Below are 19,259 nucleotides of genomic sequence, written 5' to 3'. Positions count from 1 at the left end.
CGCATAGCCCTACTTGTAGCTGGCCACAGCTTCCTCAAAGGCCTTTACTATGTCCGGCCCTACGTTCTGCACCCACTTATCGTAAACGGCTTTTGTGCGCTCACGGAACGCGGCCAACTGCTCTGGCGTAGGATCGGTGACGACCATGCCCTTGGACTTGAGGAATTCTATGCCATCCTTCAAGCCCACGCGGCTCACGTCATAGATCTGCCAGCGCATAGCATCTGCAGCAGCTTTTTTGATCTGCTCTTGAACCTCAGGGTCGAAGCCAGCCCAGACCTGCTTGTTCACGGCCAAAATGAGCGCGTCGTAGGAATAGTGCCAGTTGGTGAGGTATTTCTGCACTTCATAAATCTTGTTAGGTATGATGATCCCAACGATGGGGTTTTCCTGTCCGTCGATGACGCCCTGTTGCAACGCGGTGAAGACTTCGCCCCAGTTCATAGCGATGGCGTTGGCCCCCAGGGCTCTCATGATATCAACATAGATCGGCGTGACGACCCTTATCTTTAAGCCCTTCAAGTCATCCGGGTGCGCTACTGGACGCACATTGTTCGTGAGCTCGCGGAAGCCGTTTTCACCCCAACCGAGGCCTACCATGTTGTGCTTTTCGAGAGCCTTAAGAACCATTTCTCCGCCAGCGGATTTAGTAACGGCATCCACAGCTTCGTAACTCGGGAACATGAAGGGGAGAGAGAAGGCGTTGCATTCCGGAATTATGGGAGCGATGTTGATGGTAGAGTTTAGCATGAAGTCTATAGCGCCGCTTGAGACCATCTCCGCCTGGCGCATCTGGTCACCGCCCACGAGCTGAGCGTTGGGGTATACCTTTACGTTGACTTTGCCTCCAGTGTACTCCTTCACGAGTTCAGCGAACTTCACGCCACCCTTGCCCCACGCAGTATCGGTGGAGACGTTCATCGTGAGCTTATACTCATTCTTGAGCGCCGCGGCGGACGCCCTATCAAGCCCTGCCACCCCAAAAAGTAACGCCAACGCTAAAATCCCACACAGCACCTTTTTCATCGCTTTACGTCCGACTATAGCCGGACAATTCACCTCCCTCTGACATTTTTTGAAACTTCCCATCGCAGCGAAGTGTCTCTTTTCTTCTCGTTACCACCTCCTCAAGCATTTAATTAAAATAATGCTCTAATTCCAGAATAGATATCTTCCGCCTTTACCCTATATGCCGCTTCCAACGTCCTGGCAAACGGCACGGGCGTGAAAGGTGCACCGAAGCGCAATACAGGGGCATCCAGATAATCAAGCCCCTCTTCCGCTACGATAGCTGCAATTTCAGCCCCGACACCACCTTGTTTTACAGCCTCGTGGGCTATTGCAAGTTTCCTCGTCTTCGCTACGGAATTTAAGATTGTATCTTTATCTATAGGAGAGATCGTCCGCAGGTCTATAACCTCAGGGTCAATTCCATCCTTCTCCAGTATGGAGACGGCATCCATGACGACTCTCATCGTGTACGAGTATGAAACGATGGTAATATCTTTGCCCGGTTTTGTAACGGCAGCTTTTCCTATGGGAACGAGGACCTCTCCGTCAGGAACAGGGCCTTTTACGGGGAACAGCCTCTTGTGCTCGAAGTATATGACTGGGTTGTCGTCGCGGATCGCAGACTTCAAAAGCCCTTTGGCATCTGCCGGGTTTGAAGGGATAACCACCTTCAGGCCCGGTATGTGCAAAAACCAGGCCTCTATGGATTGGGAGTGCTGAGCAGCGGCCTGGTTGGTGAGACCGTCTGGGGCGCGTACTACTACAGGCACGGGCCTTTGTCCGCCGAACATGAAGTGTATCTTGGCCATTTGATTAAAGAGCTCGTCCATGGCCACACCCATGAAGTCAGCGAAGTGCATGTCAACCACTGGCCTCATGCCTCCGAGGGCCGCACCCACTCCAGCCCCTACGATAGCCGTTTCTGAAATGGGCGTATCTTTGACGCGATCCAATCCGAACTTCTGCGGCAATCCCTTAAACTGGCCGAATATGCCCCCTTGACGTGCGATGTCTTCTCCCATGACGAAGACGCGCTCATCTCGGGTCATTTCTTCTTCCATTGCCTCAAGCGTGGCTTGAGCGAATGTAATCTCTCTCATGGCATTCATCCCCTACGCGTACACATCGCTAAACAGCTCAGAGGGATCCGGCTCTGGGCTCTCTTTGGCAAAGGCGAGCGCTTTGTCAATCAGCTCCTGCACCTCAAGCTTAATGCTATCAAGCTTTTCTCGGCTAAGCGAGCCTTCGCTCGACACTTGCCTTTCAAAACGGGAAATAGGGTCTGTCTTCGCAAAGATTTCCTGCACCTCTTCCTTGGAGCGATAAAGCTCCGGGTCCCCCACGAAATGCCCTTTGATGCGATATGTCTTGGCCTCTACGAGAGACGGACCGCCGCCGCCTCTTGCCCTCTCCACAGCGGCTTTTGCAGCCTCATATACCGCAAACACGTCATTTCCATCGACAATGACGCCCGGCATGCCATATCCGCGTGCCCTGTCGGCTATGTCTTCTACCGATGTGCTGCTCCTATAGGGAGTGGTCGAGGCATATTGGTTGTTTTCGCACAAAAATATCACCGGAAGTTTCCAAACGCTGGCTAAGTTAGCAGATTCGTGAAACGTCCCGCGGTTTGAGGCGCCATCGCCAAAAAAGGCCACGGCAACCCTCTTTTGCCTGAGCATCTTCGCAGCTAAGGCCGCCCCTGTCGCTAAAGGCAAACTGCCACCTACAACTCCGTTAGCGCCGAGCATCCCTACGCTGAAATCGGCTATGTGCATAGATCCCCCTTTGCCCTTGCAATACCCCGTCTTTCTACCGAATATCTCGGCCATCATCCTGCTTACGTCGGCTCCCTTGGCTATAGAATGGCCATGCCCCCTGTGTGTGCTGGCTATGTAATCATCTGTGGTGAGGTTAGCACACACGCCCGTCGCGATAGCTTCCTCGCCTATGTAAAGGTGCACAAACCCTGGTATCTCGCCGGCGAGGAAATGCTTTTCCACTGTCTGCTCGAAGAACCTGATGGTTACCATCGTCCTGTAAAAGCGACACAACAGCTCTTCATCCCAACCGACCACCAACGAACGCCTCCTTTTGCTTTCTACGACGTCCAACTTTCAAGATCAGCTCGCGATCAACCTCATCTTCCCGCCCTTCAGATGCTCGTCCATCTCCTTGGCGGCCTCTTCCCCGCTTCTCCTGCGCAAGGCCTCGAAAATCCTTTTGTGTTCGCCATAAAATAGCTGCATATTCCCAGGCATTTTGAGCATGTTCACGTTGATGCCCTCTATGCGATCTCGAAGCCTCGATATGAAATTGGTTATCATCGCATTGCCGTAGGCCCTCATGAGGTAGTCGTGAAATCTGCGATCTTCCTCGTGGAAAGCCACGGCATCCCTCTTTTTGCACGCCTCCTCCTGCTTTTTAAGGATCGCCTCTAAGTTGCGAAAGTCTTCGTCGGAAAGTCCATCGGCAAGCTCCCTCACCACGAACTCCTCCAAGGCTATGCGCATGTCGTAAATCTCCTTGACCTCGCTTATGGAAACCTCGCGGATCACCACACCCTGATTTGGTATGACCCTAACGAACCCGTCCATCTCCAAGCGCCTTAGGGCGTCCCTTACGGGGGTCCGGCTTACGCCCAGCATATCCGCCAGAACATTCTCCGATATGGTCATGTCGCCAGAAAGTTTGCCATCGAGTATGAGTCGTTTTATCTCTTCGTAAGCCAAATCCTTCTTTGTTTTTCCGCACATAACCGGCCTCACCCCGTTTGTATACAACCATCATACTACTGGTATGCAATCATAGCGCAAATAACTTACCACCAAAAATTTGGTTTGTCAAGTGTCAGGAGGATAGTTTATCTCTCTGCTTCGATTTCGTTAATGACCAAGCACAGAAAGGCAAAGGTTTTTGAGTCTTGGTCAAAACCAAATAGGAATGTGCGATGCACATAGGCATGCAACACCTAAGCTGCAACCCACGACCCTGTCGCTTCGCATGGGCTTTCTGTGTTTTTCTGAATTTGCGAGAAGGGAATTAAACTATCTGCACGATCGAGGCAAGGCAAGGCACGATTGTGCACACAAAAGCTGGGCCAACGACCTGAGACCGAAGCGCACCGCAGCGCTTCGGTCTATTGCGGCAAATGGCTAAAGCATATCTGCGCCATGCCAGAAATTTCCCTGGCAGTAAGCAAGCGGGTGAGCCTTCGCAGGGTCGATCTGCCCTCTTTCGTCTAAGACTTCTTGAGATACATGCACCGCCACGATTTCCCCCAAAAAGAGATCATGGCTCCCCAGGCTTATGACCTGCTTTACCCGGCACTCCAGGTTCACGGGGCACTCCGCGATGAGGGGAGCTTTCACCTCGGTTGCGGGCACAGCGGATAAGCCGGTAGCCGCGAATTTATCGGTTGTCCTTCCGGAGGCACTCCCGCAGAGCTTTACAGCCTCGAGATGGTCGGCCTTAGGGACATTGATTACGAATTCTCTCGCTTGTGCGATGAGATCGTGAGAGTAACGGGCGGGGCGAACGCTTATGCCCACCATAGGCGGTTCAGAATTCACTACGCCAGCCCAGGCCAAGGTAATGATGTTTTTGCGACCGTTGAAATCGCCTGATGTGGCCAACACGACCGGAACAGGGTACAGCAAAGTTTGGGGCGCAAGCTGTTTTTTCATCGCCTATTCCTCCTCGTCGAGTTCATTGTCATACGCATATGCTTTTAAATTTTATCACGGATGCAGTGACAATGCGCCCAGAGAAGGCCACTTCCCTTGCGCTTCCTTTTGCAAGCTATAGTCTATATTGTATAAATTGAAGACGAGGTATTGACAAACTCACGGATACAACCTATGTTTTGTATGAAGTCGGAGAAGGTTTGCGTGGGGAAATAGTTACTGATGAATGCTGATTTTCGATGCGCTATCGGTTTGTAATCAGGGGGTGATATTAGCAAAGCAGATATAGAAATGGAAAAAAATAAGATTGGATAGTGCGAGGTTTTGAGTTTCGACAGAGGGGTTGCCCCTAAAAACAGTGTAATGTGATGTATCCAAAAGGAGGAGGGTGTAGAAATGCGATTTTATTTCAGAAAATTTGGTCTTCTCCTCGCTATTCTGGTTTTGTTCACCTTTTTCTGCGTCGCAGGACAAGAGGCACGGCAAGCTCAAGCGCAAGAAGCAACAGCGAACGAGATCCCTCCAATGATCGACATGTCTCTCCCTGATAAACCAATCATCCTTAAGGTAGCTTACGATGATCCAACGTTGTGGCCGAAATCTTCAAACGTTCCTTATCCCGAACATGCATATGCTCTCTTTTTCAAAGATTACGTAGAAAGGACGTCGAGCGGGAAAATTAAAGTTGAACTATTTGGAGGAGGTTCCATTGGGACATATCGACAAACTCTTGAAATGGTTCAAAATGGGTCGCTTGATATAAATATAGGCACAGGATCTTTAGGGTCTTTCTTTGAGCCCATCCAGCTCATCACAATTCCATATGTTTTCCTTTCAGATGATGTTGTAGAGGAATTTTTCGATAATAGTTCTTTTTGGGCCCAACTGATGGACAAGATGGAAAAACAAACGGGCTTCAAATATCTTTCAATCGGTCAAAACGGTTGGCGCCATTTCACCAATAACGTCCGCGAAATCCGCAAACCCGAAGACCTCAAAGGGCTTAAGTTTCGCGTTATGGAAAGTCCTGTTTACGTAAAGCTAATTGAATCGTTGGGTGCTAGCGCTGTGCCAATTGCATGGAATGAAACATATACTGCGCTTCAAACAGGCGTAGTCGATGGTCACGAAAACGGTCTTGCCCCTATTGCTCTTGGCAAGATTTATGAGGTCCAAAAATATTTGACATTGGATGGACACGTTTGGAGCGAAGACATCATGGTCATGAACGCCAACAAATTCAACAGCCTCCCAATAGCCGCCCAGCAAATTATTAAACAAGGGGCCAAGTTAGGCGCAGAGGCTGACAGGGTTGCCGAACGCATGGTGTCCAATATTGTAGAGTATGAAATTATTGCCAAACATATGCAGATATATATCCCAACCGCTGATGAAATTCAGCGGTTCCGAGAACTCGCACAACCTGCAGTTATTGAGTATCTCCAAGGCAAGTTGGGGAAAGAAGTGGTTGACACCTTCCTGCTCGAGGTCAAAAAGGCAGAAGCCCGAACTGGTTGGAGACGATGATCTTTCGAGATCGGCCTTTGTGAGCAAATCTCGGGCAGTTCGTTGGAGACAGCGGACTGCCCCTCCTTTTGACCGACAAAATCCCTAATAAGGTGGTATCAAGGCGCTATCATGATTAACATCCTCAAAAAGGCAAGCGATCTAACATATACAATAGCGAAGTGGATCATGTTCGCATACGTTTTAGGCGTTACTATTTTAGCAATCGTTGGAGTTTTCTTCCGTATAATGGGCAGTGCTCTTTCTTGGAACGAAGAACTTATGCGATGGTTTCTTATCGGAATTGCCTATATAGGAGCATCAGTGGCGTTAAAAGTGCAAAACCACATCGGCATTGAATACTTTCTCCTAAAAATGAACAAACGTACGATGAAAATAGCCATTATCGTTGGTTATATTGCGATCATAGTTTTTTTAGTCATCACTACAAAATATACTTTTCAAACTGCGCTTCTCGCGCGCCGACAATATGGGGCCATTCTTAGAGTTCCTATGATATGGGTCAAAATGAACCTTCCTTTAGGATCTATCTTCATGATCGTTCATATGACATATTTTTTCGCAGGCATCTTGCGGGAAAAAGAAAATTTCCGTCCTTACATGATTAGCGGCGGACAAGAAGGTGAGATCAAACAATGAATGCCGGGTTACTTTTTATGACTTTTGTTTTTGTAGGGGCTCTCGTAATCGGCATTCCGATCGCATTCGTCCTCGGGTTGGTTCCCCTGCTTTATCTTATTTTCTTTCGAGGGATTCCTCTTGTCGCCATCGCATCGAGGTTGTACGGCGGCATAGACAACTACACACTTCTTGCCCTTCCATTTTTTATCTTAGCCGGAAACCTTATGAACCACACCGGAATCACAAAAGACCTCGTAAACCTCGCTCGGCTTTTGGTGGGCCGTGTGCGAGGTGCCTTGGCGCAGGTCAACATCGTGGTTAGCATTATCTTCGCGGGCCTCACCGGCGCGGCAGTGGCAGATACGGCCGCCATAGGGTCCATACTCGTGCCCGCGATGGTAGAAGAGGGATACTCTCCAGAATATTCAGCGGCGGTAACGGCCACATCGTCGATCATCGGGCCCATTATTCCCCCAAGCATTATCATGGTCATCTACTCATCTGTGACGGGCGAATCGGTGGGGGCCCTCTTTATGGGCGGATTTATCCCCGGTCTTTTGGTAGCCGCCTCTTTGATGGTCTTGGCCTACTACTACGCCGTCAAAAACAACCACCCCAAAAGGACGGAACGGATCGAAAGAAAAGAAGCAATGCAAATAATCAAGCGTTCTCTGGTTGCCCTTCTCGTGCCCATTATAATTATCGGAGGTATTTTGTCAGGCATGTTTACGCCTACAGAGGCAGCAGCCATAGCATGTTTTTATGCTTTTTTAGTGGGAATCTTTTATTACCGTGCCCTCACAGCAAAAAATATGATAGATAGCCTTATCGGAGCCGGTATAGTCTCTGCAACTATTCTCTTTATCATTTCTACAAGTCAAGTTTTTAGTATGGTTCTTACACTTGAAAGAATCCCTGAACATATTGCACAAGTCATGACCACCGTAGTCCCCAATAAATATATTTTTTTATTGATTGTTAATATACTGCTTTTTTTCATGGGAATGATTATGGAGACAGGAGCTAGCGTAATCTTATTGGCTCCGATACTCCTTCCCGTGGCCATCAGTTTTGGTATACACCCTCTTCACTTCGCTCTCGTCATGCTGGTTAACCTGAACGTAGGCCTTGCCACGCCTCCGGTCGGCGTGTGTCTTTTTACCGTAAGCCCTATTGCGAAGGTTTCTTTAGAAAAAATTATCCCGAAGGCAATGCCTTTTGTAATGGCCGAAATGGTCGCCGTTTTCCTCATTACTTACATACCTGATTTAATTCTCCTTCTTCCACGCCTAACGGGATTTATCAACTGACAATTCTTTTAAGGACGATAGTAGGTCGGAAGATTTTAAATGATTCAAAGACGCTTACGATATTTGAGCAAAAGCGCTGTTGCTACGACACGGATCACGGTATATTTACCGATGCCGATGAGCAATGCCGGAGGTAAATTAATTCAAAATAGCTATGAGCGCATATGGGGGTGAGATCTAAATGAGAAGAAAGAAGACAGCCGTCGGCGTCGTTTTGGCGGCGCTATTCTTGGCGTGCTTCCTGCCCTACACGGCAGGCGCTGATGACTTCTTCTCCCGATTTGAAATCACCGAGTTAAGCATCAAAGGGCACAAACTCCACATAAGAGGAGAGACAGACCTTCCGGATGGCTCCTTTGTACATGCGTCTGTCTCATTAAAAGATTTTGAAGATAAGCCAGGAAAAGACCACACCGTAAAGGTCCACGTCAATAACCACATGTTTCTTATTAAGGTCGATCTGCCGAAGAAAGCGGGAAAAGAGCTCAACCTGATCAACCTGAAGGTCGCCTTCCGCCCAAAGGATCAACCTAACCATATCAAAGCCAAGGTGGGACTCAAAGGAGAAAATCTCAAGGGCAACAACGTAAAGGTTCAGGGTGGCGAAAAGATTTTCTTCGTCGCAAAGAACATCTTTTGGTAAAGTGCACCCTCCTGATATCATGTGAGTCCAAAAGCAACTTGGGGCCAGATACTGTTCTTTAACACACAGCCCAGCTCTGACCCCATTTATCCATATTAATCTCACTTGGCAAGGGTTAGTGTGAGTTCTGCCAGCAGTTTTACTGCAAGAGGAATGACCTTTTCGTTTATGTCAAAACGCGAGTTATGGTGTCCCGCAGCAAGCTCTGTTCCAACATAGATGAAAGTTCCCTCTCCTCCTTTTTGTTGCACGCGAGACATAAAGTAAGTGTAATCCTCGCTCCCTCCGCCTGGACCATATTTATGGATCTCACTAAAGTCTGGGATTGTCTTGGCAACCTCGGCTACTTTAAGCACCAATCCCTCGCTAGGTTCACCTCCCAAAGCACCCCCAGCTTCAACAATCTCGACCTTCACATCATGCATCGCAGCGCTACCTTTTAATATCTGCAGAGCCTTTTCTTTCATAAACTCGTTGAGTTCTGTTGTAACCCCTCGCGTTTCGATTTTCATGTCAGCCTTAGCGGGAATCACATTCCTTCCTGTCCCTGCGCGGAGTGTTCCTACATTTATGCGTGTAGCACCTTCGCCGTGCCTTGGTATGGCATGAAGATTTAAAACAGCCGTAGCGGCAGCCAGAAGAGCGTTTTTACCAAGGTGTGGTTCAGCTCCTGCGTGAGCCGGAACGCCCTCATATGTTACATCAAGCTTGGTTGTGGCTAAGAACCCCGTGCCGCCACAGATCAATTCACCAAGCTTCTTGCATGTAACACCCACATGAACACCTATCATATAATCTACGTCGTCTACCACACCCGCCTCAGCCATGGCTCTGGCTCCTCGAACTCCTTCTTCAGCTGGTTGGAAGACAAGCTTGATCTTCCCCTTTAGCTCATCTTTAAGCTCTGCCAATACCTCAGCGAGACCTAAACCTATAGCCGTATGAGCATCATGGCCACAGGCGTGCATAGCGCCATGGTGTGTCGAGGCAAATCCTTCTCTCGCTGGGCGATGGTCTGGATCCTTTGCCTCGTCAACATCGTTTGCATCCATATCAACACGAAAGCCCAATGTCGGTCCCGGTCGGCCAGTATCAAGTATCCCAACAACACCCGTCTTACCCCCAGCCATCGCTGCCACAATTTCTGGGTCGGCACCTTCGGATATGGCTCTCTTTGCGCTTTCATCGAGTTCCTCTTTTGAGGGGACACCCATCATAGCTTCTTCTTTTACTACTTCACCACCATATAAAACGTCGAATTGTAGCTCTTTAAGTCTTTTAACCACGAAGGAGGCTGTCCTAAACTCTGTCCAACCAGGTTCAGGATAGCGGTGAAAGTCTCGTCGCATTGCAATAAGGTGTGGCTCAATCTTTTGAACGAGCTGTTCGATTTTGAGAGTCATGGATTTGTTCTCCTTTCCTTTCTTAAGAATCTTTTTATTAACTATCATTTAAAGCAGCATCAACATAGCTACCACAGCAGCTATCAACATCCCAGGCCAGGTTCGTTTTGAAAGCTCAATAGGATTCACCTTGGCTATGCCAGCACAGACAATGGCTGCACCAGCAACTGGTGACATCGTCCTTCCCAAAGCCCCAGCGAGGTTGGCTATAGAACCAAGGGTTGGTATCGAAAGCCCGAATTCAGCGGCTCGAGGAGTGATCGCTGCGTTAAAGGCGAGAGTTGCGGCATCTCCAGAACCTCCGAGTACGGCGATAAGAAATGGGCCGAACGTTGCTCCAAGTTTCACCACGTGCTCAGACCGTTTCATAGCTTCAATGAGTGAATCAGTAAGCCCGATAGCTCCCATACCCGCAGTGAAGACTGATGCAGCGATAATTATCCCTATAACGTTAGCGTATGAGTATCCCATCCCCTCGAAGAAAGATTTAGATATCTCTCTCGGTTTTACGCGCGTTACAGCCCAGGCGATAAAGGCCCCAATGATCATAGCTGTCGGCACGTTAATACTTTTAGGGAGAAGACCCACTTGCGGAGTAGCGAGTATAAGAATGGCTAAGGGTATAAGAGGCACGATAGCCATAAGAACATTGATAGAGCCATCTTGAATGGTACCACTTGTCTGAGCAGTGCTATCAGAGGCCCATCCACTAACCTCACCTCTTATGTGCGCCACGACAGATAGGGCAACGGCACTTATAATACCGCAGATCACACTCGTTAAAGCGTGAACTGAAATAATGCTCATAACTTCTACCTTGGCCAGATCAGCTACGTAGACGTTGTGAGGATTTCCTGGACTTAAGACACTACCAAATGTTCCCGCGAATACGGCAGCAGCAGCCATCTCTGGTTTAACACCTGCTCTAATTAGCACCGGTATAAGTATAGCTCCTACTGCCGCAGAGACTCCAGCCGCACTGGTCAGGGCGATATTGATAACGAAGGTTACAATAACGGCGCCTGGGATTAAAATTGCTTGCACTTTTTTCAATGGATCCGTTAACATACGCACAAGGTGTTCGTCGCACTTAGTAAGCTTTGCCACATAAGCGAAACCCATAACGCTACATATAATCGGCACAAGAGTAGAATGCGCTGCCGTTTTGAAAAAAGCATCAAAGGCAGCCATAGGCTTTAAAACGAGGAGAGACATTACAAGCCCCGAAATGAAAAGTGTAAGTCGTGTTTCGTAACCTTTAACAATAGCTGCGAATGTCAAGATAACGATTATTCCACCTATATATACCATGTCAATCGCCTCCTTTTGCAGCTTCTTCCAGATACCGCAACATTATCCTTGCCCCCAACTGTACATCCTCAAGATTGGCCTCCTCTTGAGGGTTGTGGCTTATTCCTCCCTTACATGGAATGAAAAGCATTCCTGCTTTTGTTACACTCGCCATTACCATTGCATCATGTCCCGCTCCGCTAGGCATCTCCAGGAAACGTACACCCTCGAAAGTAGCAGCATGTTTGAGGCCAGATATGATCTCTTCATCCATTGAAACAGGATCCTCCCTGGAGATTTCCTTTAACACATACTCTACATCCCTCGTTCGAGAAATTTCCTCAACGCCCTTTACCAGGCCCTGAACCACCTCCTCCCTGCTTAGCAGATCAATCCCCCTGATATCAATCCCAAGCTCCACATGTCCAGGAACGACATTCATCGCGTTTGGCTCCAGATGAAGCACGCCTACTGTTGCAACGCTTTTTCTGTGCGATTCAGCCCTGCCAAGTTTTTCTACGAGGAGCACTACCTCCGATGCAAAAGCCAGGGCATCCTTTCGCATCTCCATTGGCGTTGCCCCTGAATGGTCTTGACGCCCCTTTATATCGAGCCACAACCTCACCGGTGCAGCAATGGAAGTAACAATTCCTATGGGAATCCTTTTCTCTTCGAGGACTCTTCCCTGTTCAATGTGAAGTTCAAGAAAACCTCGAACTTTAAGCTTGTAAGGGCGAGGACTAAAGCCGGCCTTTTTTATGGCCTCCTCAAGGGTAACACCATCACTATCGTGGAGAATAGCCAATTTATCTCCAAGCTTTTCTGATGCGAGGTGGCTTCCTACTGTGGCCTGGCCAAATCGGCTGGATTCTTCGCATCTGAACGCCACCACAGAGAGAGGAAGATCAAGAGCGCGTTCCTTGACCCATTTTAGGAGCAACAGTCCTGCCAATATACCCGCTACGCCGTCGTATCTGCCACCGTTAGGCACAGAGTCCAAATGAGAACCAACTACAAAAGGAAATAATGGATTATTCAAGGAAACGAAACTGTTACCTACTTCGTCAGTGCGAAAAAAGAATTCCATTTCACTAGAGATTTCTTTGAGGATCTGATGCATAGCATTTTCCTCAACGGTATAACCCAGGCGTTTAACACCCCCGTTAGGCAAAGCCCCTACATGGTAAAAACGATCAAAACATGATTTCAAGAAGGCAAAATCTTCCACCTGCCCTCACCACCTTTATAGCACTGTAGCATAGTCAGATCAATTGTCAACACTCACCCGCGCGCATTTTATAAAAACCGCTTTGCTCTAAATCTACAATACAAGGTTGAAAGCCAAGACTCTCAACGGCAGTTCGACCTTTTTCAGTTGTGATTATAATGGCAGACTTTCCTACAACAGCTCCCCGATGCATGATAAGCTTCCCATTTGCAATGGCAAGATATGGCTTGCAGCATTCCAAATCTACCACGGTAACATCTGCATCAGCACCAGGAGCAAGGTGCCCTTTGGTGGAAAGACCCAAAATTGCTGCTGGGTTTACGGAGGCTTTCTGAACGAATTCAGCTAATGTCATACCTCCCCAATGCACCAACCCTAAACCCAGCTCCACGGTGGCATTTCGCGGAATCCCTCCACCATCAGTACTTATCGCATCGACTACGAAGGATGCGTCCCTTCTTTTAGCTGTAGCCAGAATATAGCGGCTCTCTCCAGGATTAACCCGAAAACTCACAGTGCCAAGCGTATTCCGCGCACGCCAATAGTTAACCCCTTCTTCCCCCGAAAGAAGAACGTTGACGCCACCTCGCTCTGCATTTATTAAGGCCCAGCCTGCACGAATAGCCTCTTCAAACCCTTTTTCTGTAGGCTCAAATCCTCCAACCTCCAAGCATTTTCGCGTTACAGCGCTCTCGGGAACTCCACCTGAACACTGGGAGCTTGTCCCATTAAGCGGAGAGAGATAGGATTCAGTTATGATATTTTTGTGCGCCTCAAGAAGATCGATGGCTTTTTGGGTCTCCTCGAGTGTTGGCATAATTTGTCCACGACAGTAGCTATTTATGTGAGCCAAATGTAATCTATTTTTGCCTGCTAATTCCACTGCTTCAATGAAACCATCAATGTTGGATCCGTGAGCTTTTGTTCCAGCATGAAATGCCACGTAAGCCCTTTGTTTATTCGCTACTTCGATAGCGCGAGCTGTAGCTTCAGGGGTTAATGGATAATGGCCACCCAAGATTTTATAACCCAACGCACCCTTTTCCATCACTTTATTAATAAGTTGCATAAGTTCTTCCATAGACGGATTATCGCTAGATACCGTATGGCCAGGTCTAACATAATGAAGACATGCGATATTCAAACCAGCTCCATAATCCTTAGCAATTGCAAGTACGCCATCTATAGGTCCAGAGAGATCCACAGCGGTGGTCACTCCAGCTTGAGCCATCATTTTATGACCCAATCGTCCTCCAATCCACTCCGAAACGTGGACATGTATATCGATCACACCAGGGATAACGACAAGCCCTCGAACGTCGAAGCACTCCATTGCACAAGATGGATCAAGGTCTTCCCCAACGTCCTCTACCTTTCCGCCTTTAATACCAATGTCCAACAGTTTATCTACTCCGTTTTTGGGGTCGACTAAACGTCCTCCCTTTAGTAAAAGATCATACTTCATTGAACCAACCTCCGTTTATTTAATTTTTACTTATAATATATTCTATTCTTGATATATTAATGGGTAAAATATACCTTACCAAGTAACTTGGGGACAAATTAAACAACTACTAATTAATCGTGATTGTGTATGCCACTAAAGTAAAACAAGATTGACCAGTAAAATTGCGATGGCATATATTGCGTGTATAAACTTTGTTTGCATAGATTATCAGATAGCATTTCAAATAGCGCGTGAGCCTTTTGCTTTGTATTATAGCATAGCTCCTCAAGATTTATGTAACAACTTTTCGAGGCCTCTATGCCCGCTATGCTGAGGTGAGGTCCAACCAAGAGGCAAAAATTTTGCATGGCAAGCGCACCCTTAGGGACGGAGCAGGGCGCCCCCCTAAGGGTGGCTTATCGTTAAAGGCTTTTGACGGCTTTTTCGATCCTCAAAAGCCCTTCTTCCAAGGTGCTTCGGGGGCATCCTACGTTCATGCGCATGAAACCTTCGCCGCCCGGGCCAAAGGTAATCCCGTCGTTTAAGGCTACTTTAGCTTCTTTCGCGAAAAAGTCCTTCAGGTGCGCGCTTTCGATCGGGAGTTCCCTACAATCGAGCCACACAACAAACATGCCTTCCGGTTCTATCAGTTTTATTTGGGGGATTCGCTTTTTGAGGAAAGAAGACAAAAAGTTAATGTTATTTTCAAGATAGTCGATGAGCTCTTTAAGCCACTCCTCTCCTCTGTTATACGCCGCTTCCAACGCCACGATCCCAAAAACATTGCCTGTCGCAAGATGTAAGCCTTCGATGACGTTTTGAAAATCCTGCCTCATTTTTTCGTTTGGAATAATGTTTATCGCGGTGGCCAAACCGGGTATGTTGAACGTCTTGCTCGGAGCCATACATGTAATAGAACTTTCAAGCAACTGCGGAGAAAGGGTGGCTACGGGGATGTGTTTATTTCCTCGATAAATGACGTCTGAATGAATTTCATCAGAAACGATAGTTATGTTGTGCTTCAGACATATTTCCCCAAGTTTTGACAGTTCTTTCTCTTTCCAGACCCTCCCCACTGGATTATGGGGGTTGCACAATAAGATCATCCTGGTGCGCGAGTCAATAGACCTTTCAAGGTCGTCAAAGTCCATGGCATATTTGCCACCCTCAAGCCTTAGGCGATTAACGAGCACTTGTCTCCCGTTGTCCGCTATAACGGAGAAAAAAGGCGGATATATTGGACTTTGAACTATTATTTTGTCGCCTGGATTTGTAAAGGCTAAAATAGCAAAGGCAAGCGCCGGCACCACACCTGGGGATGGAACGACCCAACTCGGGTCTACAGAAAAGCCGTGGTGGCGTTTCATCCAGCCTGTGACTGCCTCGTAGAAAGAATCTTCTCTTATCGGGTAGCCATACACCCCGTGGGCAGCCCGCCTCTCAATCGCCTCTACTACACATGGAGGAGACTCGAAGTCCATGTCCGCTATCCACATAGGTATCAAGTCGTCTTCGCCATACCAAGTTTTGAGACCGTCCCACTTCTTGCATCCAGTATTTTTGCGGTTGATCGCTTTATCAAAATTGTATTTCAATCTGACTCCTCCCACTCTTTTATTCCAAATTTTTATGGCTCGCAATCTGCCTACGGCTCCTTCGGCTTTAGCAATTGCTTAAGAAGCTGTTCCAAGAGCTGCCCTGTAACCTGGTCTCCGCTACCGCCTCCTCCTTGGGGAAAGTTCAGGGTGATTTCGATCTTGTCCGTATCGTCATAACCTTTTCTATCGGGCCCCATAGAAGAATAAGGTAGAGGCGAAGTAGATGTAGGCTTATATACTTGCAAATTATGGAGATATGGCTTATCTGGCCTCCCACCAAGGTGGAAAGAAACCTCCTGGAACTCTTTCGTCGTAATGCCGCCAAAAAAGCCGGCAAGGATTCCTGCCAAACTTTCTTGAGATAACTGCTGGCTACTTTGAGCTAACTGAGACAACTCTTTAAGTGCGCCTACAAGGGCATTTAAAGCCTTTATGTTAATGTTGCCATAGCAGTTAAGGTCTACCGCTTCTTTAGTAATACTTCCGTCTGCCGTTATGTAGCGATATAGAGGGCTGTTAACCGGAGCCGACGCCCTGCTGCCAGGAAATATGTAAAGGCCTCCGTTATCGAAGGCAAAAGTTATAGATAGAGATTTATAAAGCTCACCATTCGTGGCATTAAGCTGACCTATGCCTCTTAAAAACAACCTTCCGGCGACACTGCCTTCTACACTGAGCGAAAGATTAGCCTTGCCAGAGATCGAACCTTTTGAGCGAAGTGCCTCGGCAAGCGCTGCTTTTAAATCTAACCCCTTTGCCTCAAATGTAGCTTTGAAAACTCGCTTTGTTATATCAAATGAGCCATTAATGCTGCTTTCTCCATCATATAATAACCCTTTGCCGCCTTTTACGACTATTTCGCTTCCACTAATAGAAAATGGGATATCAACATCGTAAATAGAAAAATAACCCATGGAAAGCTCTTTTGAATAAAATCTACCGCTGCCACTAAAAGCATTATGTCCTTTATTTCGCAAGAAAATCGAAACATCTGCCTCACCGCGAAACAAGCCACTTTTATCTTTTAAAATTGATGCCACACTTACTCTTTTAGCGTTTAAGGAAAGGTTTAAAGCTCCTTTTTCTTTAAATACAACTGTTCCTGAGGCCTCAAAGGGAGATTCCCCTAAGCGCCCTTTGATCATTTCTATAGTAGCGCTCTTTCCCCTCATAACAAGGGCAAACGTCGCGTCAGAAAGGTAAAACCCTCTAATGCCAAGTTCAGAAGAATTTCCTTCAAGCCTAACTTCAGGCGAAGCAATTGCACCGCCAACGGCAATCTTACCAGAAAGCGTTCCATTAAAAGGAAAACCGGACTTTGAATCAACTCCGACATCCGAAAAATTGCCTTCAAGGGCAATCTTTTTCTCGGAAAGCAAAATAAGACCAGCCATATTTGCACTTCCACCGAGCATGTTAGCATCAACTTTCACGCTAAGTTCCTTATCTTTATTAAAGAAAGAAATTTTAGCCATATCAACCGCCGCTGGGCCAATAAAGGATTCCTCAGTCTCAAGCTCTAAGTTCCACTGAACCTTAGATAAGGCGCCAAAAGCCTTAAATTGCCCGTTTGCTACCCCATTCAAGGGCAGGGAAAACGCTTCACCGGCCATTCTTAAATCGATCCCTTTAGCAGCACCTTCAACGGCGACGTCTGGCAATATCTGCCCGCTTAAATTCACGCTTCCTCCAAATATTTTGCCCTTTAAATCCAAAAACGCCTTAGCGCCTTCGTAATTAACAACAATATTAGTATCTTTAAGCACACCTAAGGGGGTCAAGACCCCCTTAGAAACGGCATTAACTCGAAAAAGAGGGCTTTTGGAACTTCCGGAAAGGCTCCAAGAAGCATCGAATTCTCCAGATATCCCCTCTGGAATTTTAAATTTGCTTTTTAGCGCCGCTACAGAAAGGCGCGACACTTTGCCTTGCATTTGAAATAAAGGATTACCTGAAGGAAGCTCTTTAAATGCACCACTTGCAGATACACTAGCTCCGTTCCATCGCGCAGATAGGCTCTTAATCGATAAATTTCCATTAAGCAACTCGAAAGAAACGTCAAATTGCTCCAAGCGTTCGCCAAAAATCCTTATGACGCTTGAGCGCGCGCTACCCTCAACAGCCACATTCGGAAGAAAGCCCTTAAGGCGGAGCGATGAATCTACAAGTCCCTCAGGTGAAATAGGAGATAACGCATCAAAGCGCTTAGCCAGTCCATTAAGTGAAAATCCTTTAAGCGTTACTTCGAGGTCTAAATTAGTTTTACCATTGATAATAGCCACAACACCCTGGGTTTTTAATGGCGCACCCAGCCATTTGCCGTCTCCTTTTACTTTAACTTTCTTTCCTTCAGTTAAATAAAGATCTGCCTTGAGTTCGTCTATTTTATAACCGGCAAGGTCTAAGGACTTGGCATTGACCTTGACATCACCTGAAAGTGCCCACAACGCTCCAGACAAATCGGCTTCGAACGAGTTGGCTACACCTTTTGCGAAAGAAAGCCAGCTGAATCGCGCCTTCCACTTATCTATATCTAAACCCTCACCAGAGAGCTTCACCTCTATGACAACCGGCCTTGTCGATAGGTCAAAAGACATCTCACCCAAGAGGCGCGACCCAAAAACAGAAGCGTCGAGATCAAAAAAGCGCAGCGACCGACCGACAAGCTGCCATGAGGCCTTTGCGCTTTCTATGGGAAAACCGGCGATGCGCCCACTGGCGCTAGTGATTTTTCCCTCCACCGTCGCTTGCCTTGGCGAACCGGCAATGCGGAGTTCCATATCGAGCACGCCATGAGGACCTACCGCCGCAAGCTGAGGAAAGAGAGAAAGCAAGGCCTCGTGGGTTATGTCTTGAGCCAAGCCAACCAAGTCCAACTCGGGAAGAAGATCCCCCGAAAGAGCGACCTTCCCTCCAGAGGCGAGCTTGAGCGAAAACCTCTCGAGGCTTGCGCCCGTGCCAGAAGTGTGGCCTTTAACAAAGAGCTTCCCCTGAAAGTCCAGGCCGTTTATTTTTCCTTCCATAACGGCATCTACGCCGTCATCCCGGAGAGCCAGGAGGGCGTCTTCAAAAAAGATCTCGCCCATCGGATAGCTGACGGCGACATCTCGAAAATGGAGTTGCTCGACGGGTGGAGTCCCACCACCGCTTTTCCCCAACTTAAGGAGGGAACCCAGTCTTATTGGGTCGACAGCGCATCCAGCTATTATGAGCTCTTTCGCAGCAGGTTTTCCTCTCAAGATCGAAAACAAATCTATCCTGATCCGAGCACGCTCGGCCGAGAAAGCCTCCCCATCCGGACCTGATATGCGCAGGCCGTTGACTCTGTAGCCGATGAGGAAGTTCCCCGTCACCTCACCCACTTCGGCAGAGTTCCCGCAGACAGAAGCGAGGGCACCATAAAGCTGCGAGCGCACCAAGCCTGTCCCCAGATTGCGCTCACCGAGCCAAAGAAAACCGCCAAGGGCAAAGGCGCTGCATGCCACAGCAATCATC

Annotated in this window: 16 protein-coding genes; 5 read left to right on the top strand and 11 right to left on the bottom strand. The window is 47.8% G+C overall.

Annotated features, from left to right (window positions below):
- Positions 1–9 precede the first annotated feature (9 nt).
- From EZM41_RS04860 to EZM41_RS04840, 5 genes are all read right to left on the bottom strand, one after another.
- Positions 10–1,026, bottom strand: a complete 1,017-nt coding sequence (locus EZM41_RS04860) for a DctP family TRAP transporter solute-binding subunit (protein ID WP_198470013.1) — start codon at positions 1,024–1,026, stop codon at positions 10–12.
- A gap of 113 nt (positions 1,027–1,139) precedes the next feature.
- Positions 1,140–2,111, bottom strand: a complete 972-nt coding sequence (locus EZM41_RS04855) for an alpha-ketoacid dehydrogenase subunit beta (RefSeq protein WP_198470012.1) — start codon at positions 2,109–2,111, stop codon at positions 1,140–1,142.
- 12 nt (positions 2,112–2,123) lie between these two features.
- Positions 2,124–3,089: a thiamine pyrophosphate-dependent dehydrogenase E1 component subunit alpha gene (locus EZM41_RS04850; protein ID WP_342449237.1), complete on the bottom strand. Its 966-nt coding sequence runs from the start codon at positions 3,087–3,089 to the stop codon at positions 2,124–2,126.
- Positions 3,090–3,134: 45 nt separating this feature from the next.
- A complete protein-coding gene (locus EZM41_RS04845) occupies positions 3,135–3,767 on the bottom strand; it encodes a GntR family transcriptional regulator (RefSeq protein ID WP_198470011.1) in 633 nt (210 codons plus the stop codon).
- A 399-nt stretch (positions 3,768–4,166) separates the two neighbouring features.
- Entirely contained in the window at positions 4,167–4,697 is a 531-nt protein-coding gene (locus EZM41_RS04840; RefSeq protein WP_198470010.1) for a flavin reductase family protein, read from the bottom strand.
- A gap of 396 nt (positions 4,698–5,093) precedes the next feature.
- Between EZM41_RS04840 and EZM41_RS04835 the strand changes: the two genes are divergently transcribed.
- The 4 genes from EZM41_RS04835 to EZM41_RS04820 all read left to right on the top strand — a co-directional run bounded on the left by EZM41_RS04835 (position 5,094) and on the right by EZM41_RS04820 (position 8,798).
- Positions 5,094–6,224, top strand: a complete 1,131-nt coding sequence (locus EZM41_RS04835) for a DctP family TRAP transporter solute-binding subunit (protein WP_198470009.1) — start codon at positions 5,094–5,096, stop codon at positions 6,222–6,224.
- A 111-nt stretch (positions 6,225–6,335) separates the two neighbouring features.
- Positions 6,336–6,863, top strand: a complete 528-nt coding sequence (locus EZM41_RS04830; protein ID WP_198470008.1) for a TRAP transporter small permease — start codon at positions 6,336–6,338, stop codon at positions 6,861–6,863.
- Positions 6,860–8,155 (top strand): TRAP transporter large permease, encoded by a 1,296-nt coding sequence (locus EZM41_RS04825; RefSeq protein ID WP_232619074.1) that lies wholly within the window; start codon positions 6,860–6,862, stop codon positions 8,153–8,155. The genes EZM41_RS04830 and EZM41_RS04825 overlap by 4 nt, the downstream gene beginning before the upstream one ends.
- A gap of 181 nt (positions 8,156–8,336) precedes the next feature.
- Positions 8,337–8,798 (top strand): hypothetical protein, encoded by a 462-nt coding sequence (locus EZM41_RS04820; protein ID WP_198470007.1) that lies wholly within the window; start codon positions 8,337–8,339, stop codon positions 8,796–8,798.
- A 101-nt stretch (positions 8,799–8,899) separates the two neighbouring features.
- On the opposite strand, the gene EZM41_RS04815 is transcribed toward EZM41_RS04820, so the two are convergent.
- The 6 genes from EZM41_RS04815 to EZM41_RS04790 all read right to left on the bottom strand — a co-directional run bounded on the left by EZM41_RS04815 (position 8,900) and on the right by EZM41_RS04790 (position 18,625).
- Positions 8,900–10,249 carry an amidohydrolase gene (locus EZM41_RS04815; protein ID WP_232619073.1) on the bottom strand — a complete coding sequence of 450 codons (1,350 nt, stop codon included), beginning with the start codon at positions 10,247–10,249 and terminating at the stop codon, positions 8,900–8,902.
- Positions 10,250–11,512, bottom strand: a complete 1,263-nt coding sequence (gene dcuC, locus EZM41_RS04810) for a C4-dicarboxylate transporter DcuC (protein ID WP_198470006.1) — start codon at positions 11,510–11,512, stop codon at positions 10,250–10,252.
- Position 11,513: 1 nt separating this feature from the next.
- Positions 11,514–12,719: a hydantoinase/carbamoylase family amidase gene (locus tag EZM41_RS04805; protein ID WP_198470005.1), complete on the bottom strand. Its 1,206-nt coding sequence runs from the start codon at positions 12,717–12,719 to the stop codon at positions 11,514–11,516.
- Positions 12,720–12,765: 46 nt separating this feature from the next.
- Positions 12,766–14,184, bottom strand: a complete 1,419-nt coding sequence (locus EZM41_RS04800) for a dihydroorotase (RefSeq protein ID WP_198470004.1) — start codon at positions 14,182–14,184, stop codon at positions 12,766–12,768.
- A 404-nt stretch (positions 14,185–14,588) separates the two neighbouring features.
- Positions 14,589–15,761 (bottom strand): MalY/PatB family protein, encoded by a 1,173-nt coding sequence (locus EZM41_RS04795; protein ID WP_198470003.1) that lies wholly within the window; start codon positions 15,759–15,761, stop codon positions 14,589–14,591.
- A gap of 50 nt (positions 15,762–15,811) precedes the next feature.
- On the bottom strand, positions 15,812–18,625 hold the full coding sequence (locus EZM41_RS04790) for a hypothetical protein (RefSeq protein ID WP_198470002.1): 2,814 nt from the start codon (positions 18,623–18,625) through the stop codon (positions 15,812–15,814).
- Between EZM41_RS04790 and EZM41_RS04785 the strand changes: the two genes are divergently transcribed.
- Complete coding sequence (locus EZM41_RS04785; protein WP_198470001.1) at positions 18,617–19,069, top strand: hypothetical protein; 453 nt, start codon at positions 18,617–18,619, stop codon at positions 19,067–19,069. The genes EZM41_RS04790 and EZM41_RS04785 overlap by 9 nt on opposite strands.
- Positions 19,070–19,259: the final 190 nt, after the last annotated feature.

It is taken from the genome of Acetomicrobium sp. S15 = DSM 107314 (genome assembly GCF_016125955.1).
Lineage (GTDB): Bacteria > Synergistota > Synergistia > Synergistales > Thermosynergistaceae > Thermosynergistes > Thermosynergistes pyruvativorans.
This window is presented reverse-complemented; position numbering and strand designations above follow the sequence as displayed.